Here is a 14,981-nt window from a genome sequence, read left to right as displayed (position 1 = left end):
CGGTAAACCAAGTCCAATCTGATCGCTTCCATTGACCTTACCGTGCTGCGTGGTAAACCGCCGGGCAAGTAAAAGGACATCCGAAATGAACCTGTTTTCCGAGATCCGCGGCCTCGTACTGGACGCGCTGGCACAGATGCAGTCCGAAGGCGCTCTGCCCGAGGGGTTGAGCTTTGACAACGTGGCCGTTGAACCGCCGCGCGATGCCGCGCATGGCGACATGGCGACAAACGCTGCGATGGTGTTGGCGAAACCAGCCAAGATGAAGCCGCGTGATATCGCCGACGCGCTTGCCGAAAAACTGGCGGCGGATGACCGGATCACCAGCGCCGAAGTGGCCGGGCCGGGCTTCCTGAACCTGCGCCTTGCGTCGTCGGTGTGGCAGGGTGTTCTGTCGGCTGTGTTGGAGCAGGGTACCGACTATGGCCGTTCGACCATGGGGCATGGCCAGAAGGTGAACGTGGAATACGTGTCCGCGAACCCCACCGGTCCGCTGCATGTTGGTCATACGCGGGGTGCTGTATTCGGTGACGCTCTGGCGAGCCTGCTCGCATATTCCGGCCACGAGGTGACCCGTGAGTATTACATCAACGACGGTGGTGCGCAGGTGGATGTGCTGGCGCGGTCGGCATACGAGCGGTACCGGGAGGCAAATGGCCTGAGCCCAGAGATCGCTGAGGGGCTATACCCGGGTGACTATCTGATCCCGATCGGTGAGGCGCTGAAAGAGAAGTATGGCGACAGCCTGATCGACAAGCCGGAAAGCGAATGGCTTGAAGATCTGCGCGAGTTCTCGACCGACGCTATGATGGACCTGATCCGGGCTGACCTGAAGGCGCTGGGTGTTGAGATGGACGTGTTCTTTTCGGAGAAATCGCTCTACGGCACCGGCAAGATCGAGGCGGCACTGCAGTCACTGACTGATAAGGGCTTGATCTACGAAGGCGTGCTGGAACCACCCAAAGGCAAAAAGCCCGAAGATTGGGAGCCGCGCGAGCAGACCCTGTTCAAGTCCACCGAGCATGGCGATGACGTCGACCGTCCGGTCAAGAAGTCAGACGGCAGCTGGACCTATTTCGCCCCGGATATCGCCTATCACTATGACAAGGTGACCCGTGGTTTTGACGCGCTAATCGACGTGTTCGGTGCGGACCACGGCGGTTATGTCAAACGGATGAAGGCGGCCGTATCTGCGCTGTCCGATGGCAAGGTGCCGCTGGATATCAAGCTGACGCAGTTGGTGAAGCTGTGGAAAAACGGCGAGCCGTTCAAGATGTCCAAGCGGGCAGGGAACTTTGTCACCCTGCGAGATGTGGTCGATCAGGTTGGTCCGGACGTCACCCGGTTCGTGATGCTGACCCGTAAGAACGACGCCCCGCTGGACTTTGACTTTGACAAAGTACTGGAACAGAGCCGCGAGAACCCGGTGTTCTACGTGCAATATGCCCATGCCCGTGTCATGAGCGTGCTGCGCCGCGCCACCGAGGCCGAGATCGCCGCAGATGACGTGACCCTGAGAACCTCTGATCTAGGCAAGATCGACCATGCCTCGGAACTGACGGTTGCCAAAAAGTTGGCGGAATGGCCCCGCTTGGTTGAGATCGCCGCCCGCACCAATGAACCGCATCGGGTTGCTTTCTACCTGTATGAACTGGCTGGTGACTTCCATGCGCTCTGGAACAAGGGCAATGAAGAGCTTTCGCTGCGTTTCATCCAGGATGGCGATGTTGCCACAAGCCAATCAAAAATCGCATTGGCCCGGGCCGTTTCTGTTGTGATTTCAGCGGGCTTGGGTATTCTTGGTGTCACTCCGGCGCAGGAGATGCGGTAACCAATACCGCCCGAACCGCCGGATCGAGGCAGACAAGAAATGACCCGCGCGCCATATTTTCCGGCGCAATCGGGCGGTGAGGCGGAAATGGCGAGTTACGATTACTCGGGGCAAACAGGCCCCGAGCACATGCATTACACGAATCAGCCGCATCCTGAGGATGCGTATGACTATTCCGACGAAATGCAGGGTTATGACGAAGCTCCGCGTGGCGCAGGCGGGCTGGGCCGCATGGTTAATGTCCTTGGTGCGGTCGCCTCTCTGGCACTGGTCGCAGGCGTTGGTGTCTGGGGTTACAAGCTTGTCATGCGCGATGTCAGCGGAGTGCCTGTCGTGCGCGCAGCCGAAGGCCCGATGCGTATTCAACCTGAAAGTCCTGGCGGCACCCCAGCTGATCACCAAGGGCTTGCCGTCAACACAGTTGCCGCTGAAGGTTCGGCAGCACCTCCGGCAGATCGCCTGATCCTTGCACCTCGTCCGGTGTCTCTGACTGACGAAGATGCTCCTATGGGCACTCTGCAGCCGACACCAGCGGTACATGTGGTCGAGGAAGAAATTACCAATCAGGAAGCCGCCGAGTTGCGTCAGGGCGCTGTTGATGCACTGGTTGCGGAATTGGCAGGCGAGGCTGCCAACCCCGCGCAGGCCCAGGAGCCGGGGATCCAGCTTGCATCGCTGTCCACACCTGAAGAAGAGCCAGCGATTGATCCCGCAGATCTTGCGGCACAATTGCCTGACCCCGCCATTGCCGCGCTGCCGGGTGTGCGACGCTCTCTGCGTCCACCCACGCGTCCGGCGCGGGCGACGCCCAGTGGGATTAGCGCAGACAGCAATACCGAGGATGCCATCAACGCTGCTGTCAAAGCTGCGGTTGGATTGGATGTGAGCCCGGATTCGCTGAGCAAAGGAACTCGTCTGGCGCAGCTGGGCGCTTATGAAAGCGTCGAAGTTGCGCAGGCCGAATGGGATCGGGTGAACGGGCGTTTCTCAGAGTATATGGTTGGAAAACAGCGTGTTATACAAAAAACATCAAGTGGTGGGCGCACTTTCTATCGTCTGCGGGTGTTGGGTTTTGAGGACCTGAGCGACTCGCGTCAATTCTGCGCTGCTCTGGTTGCGCAAGGCGCAGACTGTATCCCGGTCGCTGTCCGGTGAAGTTCGGAGCCGCAATCACTGACGCCGAAGGATTGCGTCTGACAGCCGAAGAAAAAGCACTGTTTCGTAAAATGAACCCGTTTGGGTTCATTTTGTTTGCCAGAAACATAGACACAGCCGATCAGGTCCGTGCCCTTTGCGATGACTTTCGAGAAGCTGTAGGCCGGGATTGCCCGATTACGGTTGATCAGGAGGGCGGGCGCGTCCAGCGTCTGCGCGAACCTCTGGCTCGTGAATGGTTGCCGCCGCTTGATCACGCCGAACGGGCGGGTGAGGCAGCAGAGCGGGCCATGTATCTGCGTTATCGTTTGATTGCCCATGAGCTCCGCTCGTATGGCATCGACAGCAATTGTGCGCCAATGCTCGACATAGCCCGGGAAGGGACGCATGTCTTTCTGAAGAACCGTTGCTACGGCCATGATGCCAACCATGTTGCGCGGATTGGGCGTGCAGTAGCGCAGGGTCATCTGGATGGTGGTGTTCTGCCCGTCATGAAGCATATGCCGGGACATGGTCGTTCCACACTGGACACCCATTTTGACCTTCCCCATGTCGATCTGTCGCTGGAAGAACTGGAGCAGAGTGATTTTGCCCCATTCCGTGCGCTGAACGATTTGCCCATGGGAATGACCGCGCATCTGGTTTTTGAGAAGATCGACGCGCAGCCTGCCACGGTCTCGGCAAAGATGATTGAGGTCATCCGTCAGAATATTGGCTTTGACGGGCTGATCATGACCGACGATATCTCGATGAAAGCGCTAAGCGGATCTGCGGCTGAGTTGTCGCTCAAGGCGCTTCAGGCAGGCTGTGACATTACCCTGCATTGCAATGGCTCATTTACGGACCGTGCTGAAGTGCTGGAAGCGGTCGGTGAAATGTCAGACGATGCTCAACGTCGGGCGGAACATGCGCTTGCGATGCGTAAAACCCCGGCAGAACTTGACATCGAGGCTGCTGAGGCGGAACTATCCCGTTTGATGAACGGGCAGGTGTATGACGGATAACCTTTTCAGCGAAGACCCAATCTCGGTTGCTGATCGCCTTGCGGCCGAGGCTCTTATCGTTGATGTGGACGGGTTTGAAGGCCCGCTGGACGTTCTGCTGACCCTGTCGCGGACGCAGAAGGTTGATCTACGGAAAATCTCAGTTCTGGCTCTTGCGCAGCAATATCTGGCCTTTGTTGAAAAGGCGCGTGCGCTACGGATCGAACTTGCGGCAGACTATTTGGTCATGGCCGCATGGCTGGCCTTTCTGAAATCCCGCCTTCTGCTTCCACCCGACCCTGACGAAGAGGGGCCGACCGGCGAGGAACTGGCCGCACACCTGGCCTTTCAGTTGGAACGGTTGCAAGCCATGCGGGATGCCGCCGCGCGTCTGATGGCGCGCGACCAGCTTGGGCGCGATTTCTTCAAACGCGGGCAGGGCGAAGATATCACTCGCATCCGTACCGTGACATACTCGGCAACCTTGCTGGACCTGATGCAGGGTTATGCGCGTATCCGCACGCGTGACGAGTTTCGGCCCTTTGTCATGGATCGTGACGCGGTCTTTACAATGGAGCAGGCACTGGAGCGTATGCGTCCGCTGATTGGGTTTGCCGGAACATGGACCGATATGGAAACCTATCTTCCAGACGGATGGGACGCTGATCCGGTGCGCAGGCGGTCGGCCACGGCAGCTACATTTGCGGCTTCGCTGGAACTGGTTAAAGAAGGACATATGGAGATCAAGCAAAGCGACACCTTTGCCCCCATCCATTTGCGTAAGAGGACCGATAAACGTGACTGACGCTCCTAAAGATGATGGCACAGGCACCCTGTTCGAAGCGCCCCCATTGGCCGAGCAGGAACGTATGGTCGAGGCTGTTCTGTTCGCGAGCCCGGAACCGGTGACCGTTGCAGATCTGGAGGCACGCATGCCCCATGGCAGCAATGCTGCTCAAGCGATCGAAGTGCTTCAGAAACGATATGAAGGGCGGGGTGTTCGGGTTGTGAAAGTAGGTGAGGCCTGGGCCATCCGTACAGCACCCGATCTGGGGTTCCTCATGCAGAAGGAAACTGTCGAGACCCGCAAGCTGAGCCGCGCGGCCATCGAAACTCTGGCTATCGTTGCCTATCACCAACCGTGCACGCGGGCCGAGATCGAAGAAATCCGGGGCGTGTCGGTTTCGCGCGGGACTATCGATCAATTGCTTGAGATGGAATGGATCAGGCTGGGCCGACGGCGTATGACACCGGGTCGTCCTGTCACCTTCGTGGTAACACCCGAGTTTCTGGATCATTTTGGTTTGGAGAATGCACGCGACTTGCCGGGTCTCAAGGAACTGCGTGCTGCTGGTTTGCTGGAAAATCGACCGCCTCCGGGTGCCATGCCGCTGGGTGAAGGGCGTGATGATGATGAGAGTGAAGAGGATCAGACGGAACTCTTCGAGGAAGAGTGATCAACTCGCCCTTTTGTCGTCGCCACAAGAGCATATGTTCTTACGCAGAAAGCGGAGGAAGCCATGAATGCGAACCGGATCATAGATATGATTGTACGACAGGTGATGCGCCGCCTTGTCAGCCGTGGGGTGGACAAGGGATTTGATCTGGCCGATCGAATGTCGCGCAAACCGGGTGAGAAATCCGCTCCGCCACACGATCCAGAAACCGCGCGCAGAATGCAGCAAAGCGCTAATCAGCAGAGGCAAACCTTGAAGCAGGCGCAGCGAATGACACGCCAAATGCGCCGGTTCATGAAATTCTGATTAGCTGACCGCCTTGAAGTGCTTGGATAGTTTCAGGCCCTGTCCCTGATAGTTCGAGGCAATTCCTGCCCCGTACAGTTGGGTTGGCATCTCGGCCATGCGTTCATAAACCAATCGCCCGACCACTTGACCGTGTTCCAGCACAAATGGCGCTTCGTGGCAGCGAACTTCAAGCACGCCCCGAGAACCAGCCCCGCCTGCAGCAGCATGACCGAATCCCGGGTCAAAGAACCCTGCATAGTGCACTCGGAATTCGCCCACCATGGCGAGGTAGGGTGCCATTTCGGCCGCATACATCGGGGGGATATGCACGGCCTCGCGGCTTACCAGGATGTAGAATGCACCCGGGTCAAGAATGATCCGGCCATCACGCGTCCGCACCTCTTCCCAATAGTCCTGCGGGTCGTAGCCACCGATGCGGTCCAGATCGATCACACCTGTATGTGGTTTGGCGCGATAGCCGACCAAATCTGTTTCGGGCAGTTTCAGATCGACTGAGAAACCCAGACCATCCTGAATCACGGCAGGTCCATCTACCAGCGGCGATTCTGCGTGCAGGCTTGTCAGTTCAGCGTCAGTCAGAACTGCTTGTCCCTTCCGAAAACGGATCTGGTTCAAACGCATTCCGGGGCGCACCAGAACCGAGAAAGAGCGGGGGCAAATCTCGGCATAAAGCGGGCCGGAGTAGCCAGCCGGAACCCGGTCAAACTCGGTGCCGCCATCGGTGATCGTGCGGGTCAAAAGATCAAGACGTCCGGTCGAGCTTTTGGCATTGGCAACGGCGCTGGTGTCCGCTGGCAGTGCCAAAGATTCCATGAGCGGCACCAGATAAACGCAGCCCTTTTCAAGAACAGCGCCCTCGCTGATATCTATCCGGTGCATCTCGAATTCGGACAGACGATCAGAAACCGTTCGGCCCTCACCGGCAAGGAAAGAGGCTCGAACGCGGTAAGCTACTGTCCCTAAACGTAAATCAAGGCTCGCGGGTTGAATCTGTGCAGGCAGAATATCAGGGCTGGCGGTTAGTTCGCCGCGCGTAATCATCGCCTCGATTTGCTGGTTTGGGCAAACACCTGTCATCTCGATCCCCTCTTGTGCCAGAGCGGGATCTGGCCTTTGTGCCATAAACGTCGGTGTGATTTGGTCGGGCTAGCAGGACTCGAACCTGCGACCTTCCGTCCCCCAGACGGACGCGCTACCAGGCTGCGCCATAGCCCGACGTTGAGGTGTTCATAAAGACTTTCCCGGCAGGGGCAAGAGGAAATCATCGCCTTTTTGTTTATCCTGCCGATCGATTTTCGACCCGATTTAGCCAAGCTCGCAAGTCCTTGGCAATCGGTTCTATCTTGCGCAAAACCTCATCGTCGAAATCCGTTGTCTGCCATGCTTGTGAAGCGATACCACCAAACAAAGGCGCTGTGCTGACCTCACCCAGTTCTGACGGTGCCTTAGTAGGTTTCTCGTCAGCTTCACCTTTTGAGCCAGCACCATTGACCTTTTGGTCAGACCCTACCTGCAAGTCCATGTCGATTTGCGCGTTTGGAGGTGTAGGCTTGGGGGCAAAGGGGACGACGGTCTCATCTGCAGGTGCAGGTGCCGAGTTTTCATCAAGGCTCTGCGACAGCGATGACACATAGCTGACGCCTTGCTCGCGCAGAATACGCTGAACGCCCTTTATCGTAATCCCATCCTCGTGCAGCAGTTTTTTGATGCCGCCAAGCAGCCGCATGTCATTCGGGCGATAGTAACGGCGCCCGCCTGCACGTTTGACTGGTTTTACCTGACTAAACCGGCTTTCCCAGAAACGCAGGACATGTGCCTGAACACCGAGCCAATCCGCAACTTCACTGATTGTGCGAAATGCGTCGGGAGACTTGCTCATACCTGCGCGACCTCAGATTTACTTACGATTCCCGGCAGCAACACGATCCTTCATCAGATGCGAAGGACGGAAGGTCAGCACGCGGCGCGGCTGAATCGGAACCTCTTCACCGGTTTTGGGGTTGCGGCCGATCCGGGCGGTTTTGTCCCGGACACTGAACGTGCCGAAAGACGAAATCTTGACTTGCTCGCCACGCACCAAGGCGTCGGACATGTGGTTCAGAACGCTTTCGACCAGTTGCGCGCTTTCGTTGCGTGAAAGGCCAACTTCACGAAAGACGGCCTCGCTCAGATCCATGCGAGTCAGTGTTTTATCGCCCATGCTATTTTCCCCTGTTTATATTAAAGCATATGGTTAGGGGAAATTCGCTGTCAATATCAATGAATTGCAGGCGGCTGTGTAAGCCGGTTTGTGCCAGTTACCAGCGCAGAACAACCGCACCCCAGGCCAAACCGCCGCCAATTGCTTCGGTCACGATCAGATCACCAGGCTTGATCTGCCCGCGTTCCTTGCCCACCGAGAGGGCGAGGGGAATCGATGCAGCAGATGTGTTGCCGTGATCCTGAACAGTCACCACGACATTCTCCATCGGCAGACCCATTTTCTTGGCTGTGCCCTGGATAATGCGGATGTTGGCCTGATGTGGAACGATCCAGTCAACGTCGCCACTGGTCAGCCCGGCGCGACCCAGTGCGGTTTCGGCAGTTTTTGCAAGCTTTTCAACGGCATGCCGGAAAACCTGATTGCCCTGCATACGCAGATGACCGGTCGATTGCGTCGACACGCCGCCATCTACGTAAAGCAGATCTTTGTAGCGTCCATCCGAGTTCAGATCTGTGGACAGAATTCCGCGATCATCCGATGATCCGTTGCCGTCCTGTGCCTCAAGCACCAGCGCACCTGCGCCATCGCCGAACAGCACACAGGTCGAGCGGTCGCTCCAATCCATGATTCGTGAAAAGGTCTCTGCTCCGATGACAAGAACGCGCTTGGCCTGTCCGGACAGGATCAAGGCATTGGCATTACTCAGCGCAAAAACGAAACCGGCGCAAACGGCCTGAACATCAAAGGCGAACCCGTTTGTCATGCCCAACCGGGCCTGAACCATGGTTGCGGCAGAAGGGAAGGTCAGATCTGCGGTAGATGTTGCCAATACGATCGCGTCGATATCGCTCGCCTCGAGCCCGGCATCCTTCAGGGCTGCTTCGGCAGCTTTGGTCGCAAGATCCGAGGTGGTTTCGTCATCCGCCGCAAAGTGCCGGCGCTCGATCCCTGAACGAGTGCGAATCCATTCATCCGATGTGTCCAGCGTCTGTTCAAACTCAGTATTTGGAACGACGCGCTCTGGCAAATAATGCCCAACACCTACAACAACTGAACGGCCTGCCATTTTGGGTTACTGCCTTCTTTGTTATTTTTTCGTCTGCGGCGCAGCATGCGCGGCATCTTGTGCAAGCTCGGCTGTTGATGCAACCCGTGCCGCCAATTTTTCGGAAAACCCGGATTGGGCCAGCGTAAAGGCCAGTTTCACAGCCGCAGACACGCCGGTCGAATCAGCGCCGCCATGTGATTTGATGACTGTACCATTCAGGCCCAGAAAGACCCCGCCGTTCACGCGGCGCGGATCAATGCGCTTTTTCAAACGCTGAAGCGATGTGATCGCAAGAATTGAAGCCAGTCGTGAAAGGGGGGTATACTTAAACGCTTCACGCAGCAGATCGCCGATCAGGCTGGCAGTACCTTCGCCTGTCTTGATGGCGACATTTCCGGTAAATCCATCGGTTACAATCACATCTGCCTTGTCGCCGGGGATGTCACTGCCCTCGACAAAGCCCACGAAATCGAAATTCGCCCGGTCGGCGAAATCGGCGATCATGGAGTGCGCTTCTTTCAGCTCAGCGCGGCCCTTGTGTTCTTCGGTGCCAACGTTCAGCAAGCCGATGCGGGGCCGGTTCAGGGCCATACCATTGCGCGCGTAAGACGCGCCCATCAGCGCGTATTGCAGCAAATCCTTGGCGTCGGCCCGTACATCGGCGCCCACGTCCAGCATCACGTTGAACCCCTGAGGGTTGCGCGATGGCCACAAAATAGCGATGGCGGGGCGGTTGACGCCCGGCAGTCTGCGCAGGCGCATCATCGACAATGCCATCAGTGCACCGGTGTTCCCGCAAGACACCGCACCATGCGCTTCACCCTGACGGACCGCCTCCAAAGCGGACCACATCGAGGTTTGTTTGCCGTTTCGGACAACCTGACTGGGCTTGTCTTCCATCGTGACGACATCCGGGCAATCACGAAAAACGACGCGTCCTTCAAGGACACGCCGTTTGGCTACAAGCTTGCGCAGCACATCTTCGGGGCCATGGAGAAGAAACCCGATTTCGGGATTCTTCTTTGCCGATTTCGCAATTCCAGCCACTACAACCGCGGGACCTGAATCCCCGCCCATTGCATCAACCGAGATAACGATCCGTCCGGTTTGCGTGGGCTGCGCCGTCATGCCAGAACCTGCGTTTAATCAGGCTTAGGCCGCGTCTTCGTCCAGGTCGATTTCATCGGCCTGCGCGACGACTTCGCGATCGTCATAGTGGCCGCAGGATGCGCAAACGTGGTGCGGACGCTTCAGCTCGCCGCAGTTCGGGCATTCGTTCGGGTTTGCAGCAACCAGAGCGTCGTGTGCGCGGCGGTTGTTGCGACGCGACTTGGAAACTTTGTTCTGTTGGACGGCCATGGTCTCAACCTTTGTCTACTAAAGGGTCAGCAGATTCGCCGCCGACCGGGTTTCATACTTCGTTTTCTCGTGGTTCGACGCGCGTTTAGGGTACATGCCCCACGTTGTCCAACCCAAATTCCGATGAGCGCGCGAAAATACTGCGATTCTCGACATGTTCAAGCGATTTTTCTGACCGCCTGCTATGACAGGAAATCAATCCTGTGTCACTCGTCTTTTTTCAGGGCATCACGCAAACCCGCCAATCCGGCAAAGGGTTTAACATCTTCGTCTGTAATCGCTTGTTTTCCGGGTTCGGTGTAGTTTGCCTCACCCAGATGCGCACCATCTTTGCGCGGATACTGGGGCAGGGCCAGCGATAAGGCCTCGATCATGACCTGCGCCGGGTCGATTTCCGGGCCGAGTGCTTCGGTTTCATCATCCTCTGGCATTTCAAATTCGGGTTCGTCGGGTTCGGACCATTCCGCCAGAAACATCCGTCGTACAGGTACATCGATACGAGTCGTTACTGGATCCAGCGTGATGACACAGGGCTGGATAACCGTAGCACCCAGTTTCGCGGTCAGAACCCAATCGCGCTTTCCTTGTGCTTGAACTGAACCTACAAAGCTGACCTTACGTAGCCCCAACAGGCCCAGTTCCTGCTTGATCGCGTCCAATTCAGGCGAACTGGGGCGCAATTCGAACGGGGTCGGCGTGTTCTGAGGCAGATCAGCTACCCGTAAGGATGATTGGTTCGTCATTCTGACTCTTTCCTGTGTTGAACCGTAGCACCGGTTTCTGTAATCGGATAGAAGCCGCAAGGTGCCAAGGCAAGAGGGTGAAGATGTCGAAGGTAATGAACAAGCTGAAACCAGCGTCCAAAGCGCTAGCATGCGGCGTTGTTTTGTCCGGGCTCTTGGCCTGCTCTCCTGTCATTAAGCATCACGGCTACGTTCCGACCCCCCACGAATTGGCTGAAGTGAAGGTGGGGGTGGATACCCGGGATACTGTTCTCGAAGCGATTGGCGCGCCAAGTGCCGCCGGTGTATTGCGTGATTCTGGCTTCTACTATGTGTCTTCTGAGGTTCGCCATTTTGGCCCCAAGCGACCAAAGGTCATCTCGAGAGAGTTGGTCGCCGTGAGCTTTGATCAGCGTGGCGTTGTCAGCAATATTGAGCGATTTGGTCTCGAGGACGGGTATGTCATCGTTCTCGACCGCCGCGTGACCGATTCCAGCGTTCAGGACAAAGGCTTCTTGCGTCAGCTGCTGGGCAACATCGGTAACTTTAATCCGGCAAACATCCCAGGGGCTAACAACTAATTCACTCTTGGCTCTTGTTCCTTCACGGGACAGTCACAAAATTTGTGATAGGAGGGCGGCGAAGACCCAAGGGTCTGCAACCGCGGAGGATGCGACCATGGCCAGTGCAGTGTTGCTGAACAAAGGGCGCTATCGTGCCCGATTGGCGCAGTCGGCGCCGGACGTGACGGCTGCGCAAGCGTTGCGAACGTTGGCCTTTGCTACCGCACAGACCGATAGGGACGACTTTGACAACACCTGTGCCCATGTTCTGATCGAGGATATGCGGTGCGGTGGTCAACTGGTCTGCTGTTTTCGCATGTTGACGATGGAGAATGGGAGCGAGATCGGTCAAAGCTACTCGTCCCAATACTATGATTTATCAGCACTAGGGGAATTCAACGGTCGCATGGTCGAGATGGGCCGATTCTGTATTCACCCAGATTGGTCCGATCCGGATATCCTGCGTGTAGCGTGGGGTGCGATGACGGCTTTTGTGGACCAAAACAGGGTCAAGATGCTGTTCGGCTGTTCATCTTTTGCCGGGACCGAGACCGGGGAGTACCTTGATGCTTTCGCTATGCTCAAACATCGGCATCTTGCACCAAAGCGATGGCTGCCTCGCGTGAAAGCACCGGATGTATTTCGATTTGCTTCCCGGCTTCGTCGCCGACCCGATGCGAAAAAGGCGATGCTGCGTATGCCGCCCTTGTTGCGTACCTACTTGCTGATGGGGGGGTGGGTCAGCGACCATGCGGTCGTGGATCGGCACATGAATACGCTACATGTGTTTACCGGGCTCGAGATTGGGGCCATTCCCCCGGCACGCAAAAGGTTGCTGCGTGCAGTGGCTGTGTAATCCGAAAAAGGTCGGGTAGGGGCGTTGACGCCCTGATCATGCCGGTTTAGCTGGCTGGCATGGCGAGAATTCCTTTGTTGCAGATGTCCGGCATTTCCCTGACTTTCGGGGGTGATCCGGTATTTTCGGATGTCGATCTGGTGGTCCAACCCGGTGACCGTGTTGCGCTGGTCGGGCGAAACGGATCAGGCAAGTCCACCCTGATGAAAGTGATGGCCGGTCTGGTCGAGCCGGATCAGGGCGATATCGTGATTCCTCCGGGGAAATCCGTTGGATACATGGAGCAGGACCCGGGGATGGAGGGGTTCGCCACACTGGGTGACTACGCTTCAAGCGGGTTGGAGCCAGGTGAACTTTATAAGGTCGAACGCGCGGGTGAGGGCCTGAAATTTGATCCGTCCCGCGCGGTTGAGACCGCCTCGGGTGGTGAACGCCGGCGCGCAGCGCTGGCTAAGCTGATGGCCGAAGCACCTGACCTGATGCTACTGGACGAACCGACCAACCATCTGGATATCGAGGCGATTGCGTGGTTGGAGCGGGAACTTGGCGCGACACGCGCGGCCTTTGTTCTGATTTCCCACGACCGGGCGTTTCTGCGGGCATTGACCCGGGCGACCTTGTGGGTCGATCGCGGTGAAGTGCGTCGTCAGGAACAGGGATTTGAGTCGTTCGAAGCATGGCGCGATAAGATCTGGGAAGAAGAGGATCAGAAGCGGCACAAGCTGAATCGCCTGATAAAATCCGAAGCGCGTTGGGCGGTCGAAGGCATCAGCGCTCGCCGCAAACGTAATCAAGGCCGTGTTCGTGCCCTTCAGGCCTTGCGCGCAGAGCGCGCATCGCAGATCAAGCGGCAGGGTTCTGCGGCGATGTCTTTGGAATCTGGCCCGAAATCCGGCAGAAAGGTCATCGAAGCCAAAGGGTTATCCAAGTCATTTGATGGCAAGCCGATTGTCCGAAACTTTGATTTGTTGGTGCAACGCGGTGACCGCGTGGCCTTTGTCGGTCCGAACGGAGTTGGAAAAACTACGCTGCTGAAAATGCTGCTGGGCCAGACCGATCCTGATGAAGGGACGGTGACATTGGGTACCAATCTTGAAGTCGCTGTCTTTGATCAGACCCGCGCTCAACTGGACCCCGAGATGAGCCTTTGGGACAGTCTGACCGGAGACCCCGAAATGCGGGTGTCAGGTAAGGCCGATCAGGTGATGGTGCGCGGTCAGCCCAAGCATGTTGTGGGGTATCTCAAGGAATTCCTGTTCGATGATCAGCAGGCAAGAGCGGCTGTTAAGTCCTTGTCTGGTGGGGAAAAAGCGCGATTGCTGCTTGCCAAACTGATGGCAAAATCGTCGAACCTGCTGGTGTTGGACGAACCGACAAACGATCTGGACGTTGAAACGCTGGACCTGCTGCAGGAATTGCTGGACGACTTTGACGGGACAGTTCTGCTGGTGAGCCACGACCGGGATTTCCTGGACCGGGTCGCGACGACAACGGTTGCGATGGAAGGAAACGGTCAGGCCACCGTTTATGCAGGTGGATGGTCAGACTATATCGCCCAACGTGGCGATGTGACTGCCAAAAAGGAAGAAAAAACAAAGATCAACAAGCCTAAGGTCAAGCAGGAGGCAAAGCCGAAATCCGGGCTGTCCTTTTCCGAAAAGCACCGATTGGAAAAACTGCCGTCCGAGATTGCAAGGCTTGAAGCAGAGATCGCCAAACTGGAAGAGCTGATGTCGGACCCCGAATTGTTTTCGCGGGAACCGGTCAAGTTCCAGAAGGCCACAGATGCGTTGGTCGAGCGGCAGGAAAAACTGTCTGCTGCTGAGGAAGAATGGCTGTTGCTGGAAGAAAAGGCTGAGGCAGGATCTTAGGATTTGTACTAGCTCCGGACGCCACCTTGTCCGGTTTGTACAATCCTCGGCTCAAGCCAAATGAGAGCGTTTAGGTGATCGGGCGCGCCGGATTGCCGACGACGGTGACGCCCTCGGCGACGTCTTTGGTCACAACACTGCCTGCTCCGATCGTGGCATTGTCGCCAATCGTCACTCCGGGAAGAATGATCGCGCCTCCGCCGACCCAGACACTTTGACCGATGGTTACGGGCAGGGCGATCTCAAGACCTTGTGCGCGTTCAATCGGATCCTGCGCATGTTGGGCACAGTAGATCTGGACGCCGGGGCCGAACATAGTATCACTGCCGATACGAATAGGTGCGGTGTCAAGAATGGTGCACCCAGCGTTGAAATACACCCGCTCACCCAAGTGAATGTTCAGGCCGTAGGCGCAGTGAAACGGGGCTTCGAGGAAACAGCCTTCACCAGTTTCGGCAAAGAGGGACTTTAACTCAGGTGCAAGCGGACCGCGCAAATCCGGTGCGGTGTGGTTATGGGCATGGACCGCGCGCCGGGCCTGCATGCGCAGGTCCTCTAGTTCGGGGTCCATGCAATTGTACCACTGGCCGGACTGCATTTTCTGCCGCTCGCTCATGAGGCAGA

Annotated in this window: 17 protein-coding genes and 1 tRNA gene; 9 read left to right on the top strand and 9 right to left on the bottom strand. The window is 57.0% G+C overall.

Annotation, left to right across the window (positions count from 1 at the left end; translation table 11 throughout):
- Positions 1-85: 85 nt before the first annotated feature.
- The 6 genes from argS to GOX61_RS01840 all read left to right on the top strand — a co-directional run bounded on the left by argS (position 86) and on the right by GOX61_RS01840 (position 5,732).
- Positions 86-1,831: an arginine--tRNA ligase gene (argS, locus tag GOX61_RS01865; RefSeq protein WP_170330826.1), complete on the top strand. Its 1,746-nt coding sequence runs from the start codon at positions 86-88 to the stop codon at positions 1,829-1,831.
- Between the two features lie 39 nt (positions 1,832-1,870).
- Complete coding sequence (locus tag GOX61_RS01860) at positions 1,871-2,986, top strand: SPOR domain-containing protein (protein ID WP_254436716.1); 1,116 nt, start codon at positions 1,871-1,873, stop codon at positions 2,984-2,986.
- On the top strand, positions 2,983-3,990 hold the full coding sequence (nagZ, locus tag GOX61_RS01855; protein WP_170330824.1) for a beta-N-acetylhexosaminidase: 1,008 nt from the start codon (positions 2,983-2,985) through the stop codon (positions 3,988-3,990). Before GOX61_RS01860 ends, nagZ begins: the two co-directional genes overlap by 4 nt.
- Positions 3,980-4,774 carry a segregation and condensation protein A gene (locus GOX61_RS01850; protein WP_155150848.1) on the top strand — a complete coding sequence of 265 codons (795 nt, stop codon included), beginning with the start codon at positions 3,980-3,982 and terminating at the stop codon, positions 4,772-4,774. The genes nagZ and GOX61_RS01850 overlap by 11 nt, the downstream gene beginning before the upstream one ends.
- The gene (gene scpB / locus GOX61_RS01845; RefSeq protein WP_170330822.1) at positions 4,767-5,426 is read left to right on the top strand and encodes an SMC-Scp complex subunit ScpB; all 660 of its coding nucleotides are present in this window, start codon (positions 4,767-4,769) and stop codon (positions 5,424-5,426) included. The genes GOX61_RS01850 and scpB overlap by 8 nt, the downstream gene beginning before the upstream one ends.
- Positions 5,427-5,489: 63 nt before the next feature.
- Entirely contained in the window at positions 5,490-5,732 is a 243-nt protein-coding gene (locus GOX61_RS01840; RefSeq protein ID WP_170330820.1) for a hypothetical protein, read from the top strand.
- On the opposite strand, the gene GOX61_RS01835 is transcribed toward GOX61_RS01840, so the two are convergent.
- The 8 genes from GOX61_RS01835 to GOX61_RS01800 all read right to left on the bottom strand — a co-directional run bounded on the left by GOX61_RS01835 (position 5,733) and on the right by GOX61_RS01800 (position 11,088).
- A complete protein-coding gene (locus GOX61_RS01835) occupies positions 5,733-6,812 on the bottom strand; it encodes a 2'-deoxycytidine 5'-triphosphate deaminase (protein WP_155150842.1) in 1,080 nt (359 codons plus the stop codon). It abuts the gene before it with no gap.
- A gap of 61 nt (positions 6,813-6,873) precedes the next feature.
- Positions 6,874-6,950, bottom strand: a tRNA-Pro gene (locus tag GOX61_RS01830).
- A gap of 61 nt (positions 6,951-7,011) precedes the next feature.
- A complete protein-coding gene (locus GOX61_RS01825) occupies positions 7,012-7,614 on the bottom strand; it encodes a MerR family transcriptional regulator (RefSeq protein ID WP_170330818.1) in 603 nt (200 codons plus the stop codon).
- Between the two features lie 18 nt (positions 7,615-7,632).
- Positions 7,633-7,935 carry an integration host factor subunit alpha gene (ihfA, locus tag GOX61_RS01820; protein ID WP_008755922.1) on the bottom strand — a complete coding sequence of 101 codons (303 nt, stop codon included), beginning with the start codon at positions 7,933-7,935 and terminating at the stop codon, positions 7,633-7,635.
- Positions 7,936-8,032: 97 nt separating this feature from the next.
- Positions 8,033-9,004, bottom strand: a complete 972-nt coding sequence (locus GOX61_RS01815; protein ID WP_155150834.1) for a beta-ketoacyl-ACP synthase III — start codon at positions 9,002-9,004, stop codon at positions 8,033-8,035.
- Positions 9,005-9,025: 21 nt separating this feature from the next.
- Positions 9,026-10,114: a phosphate acyltransferase PlsX gene (gene plsX, locus GOX61_RS01810; protein WP_170330816.1), complete on the bottom strand. Its 1,089-nt coding sequence runs from the start codon at positions 10,112-10,114 to the stop codon at positions 9,026-9,028.
- Between the two features lie 24 nt (positions 10,115-10,138).
- Complete coding sequence (rpmF, locus tag GOX61_RS01805; RefSeq protein ID WP_008756996.1) at positions 10,139-10,345, bottom strand: 50S ribosomal protein L32; 207 nt, start codon at positions 10,343-10,345, stop codon at positions 10,139-10,141.
- A gap of 206 nt (positions 10,346-10,551) precedes the next feature.
- On the bottom strand, positions 10,552-11,088 hold the full coding sequence (locus GOX61_RS01800) for a YceD family protein (protein ID WP_155150828.1): 537 nt from the start codon (positions 11,086-11,088) through the stop codon (positions 10,552-10,554).
- An 83-nt stretch (positions 11,089-11,171) separates the two neighbouring features.
- On the opposite strand from GOX61_RS01800, the gene GOX61_RS01795 reads away from it, so the two are divergent.
- The 3 genes from GOX61_RS01795 (at position 11,172) to GOX61_RS01785 (ending at position 14,357) form a co-directional block, all read left to right on the top strand.
- Positions 11,172-11,648: an outer membrane protein assembly factor BamE gene (locus tag GOX61_RS01795; protein ID WP_155150825.1), complete on the top strand. Its 477-nt coding sequence runs from the start codon at positions 11,172-11,174 to the stop codon at positions 11,646-11,648.
- A gap of 97 nt (positions 11,649-11,745) precedes the next feature.
- A complete protein-coding gene (locus GOX61_RS01790; protein ID WP_170330814.1) occupies positions 11,746-12,486 on the top strand; it encodes a GNAT family N-acetyltransferase in 741 nt (246 codons plus the stop codon).
- Positions 12,487-12,545: 59 nt separating this feature from the next.
- Positions 12,546-14,357 carry an ABC-F family ATP-binding cassette domain-containing protein gene (locus tag GOX61_RS01785; RefSeq protein ID WP_254436715.1) on the top strand — a complete coding sequence of 604 codons (1,812 nt, stop codon included), beginning with the start codon at positions 12,546-12,548 and terminating at the stop codon, positions 14,355-14,357.
- Between the two features lie 70 nt (positions 14,358-14,427).
- On the opposite strand, the gene GOX61_RS01780 is transcribed toward GOX61_RS01785, so the two are convergent.
- Positions 14,428-14,973 carry a sugar O-acetyltransferase gene (locus GOX61_RS01780; protein WP_170330812.1) on the bottom strand — a complete coding sequence of 182 codons (546 nt, stop codon included), beginning with the start codon at positions 14,971-14,973 and terminating at the stop codon, positions 14,428-14,430.
- Positions 14,974-14,981: the final 8 nt, after the last annotated feature.

The sequence above is a fragment of the Ruegeria arenilitoris genome (assembly GCF_013030265.1).
Taxonomy (GTDB): domain Bacteria; phylum Pseudomonadota; class Alphaproteobacteria; order Rhodobacterales; family Rhodobacteraceae; genus Ruegeria; species Ruegeria arenilitoris_E.
This window is presented reverse-complemented; position numbering and strand designations above follow the sequence as displayed.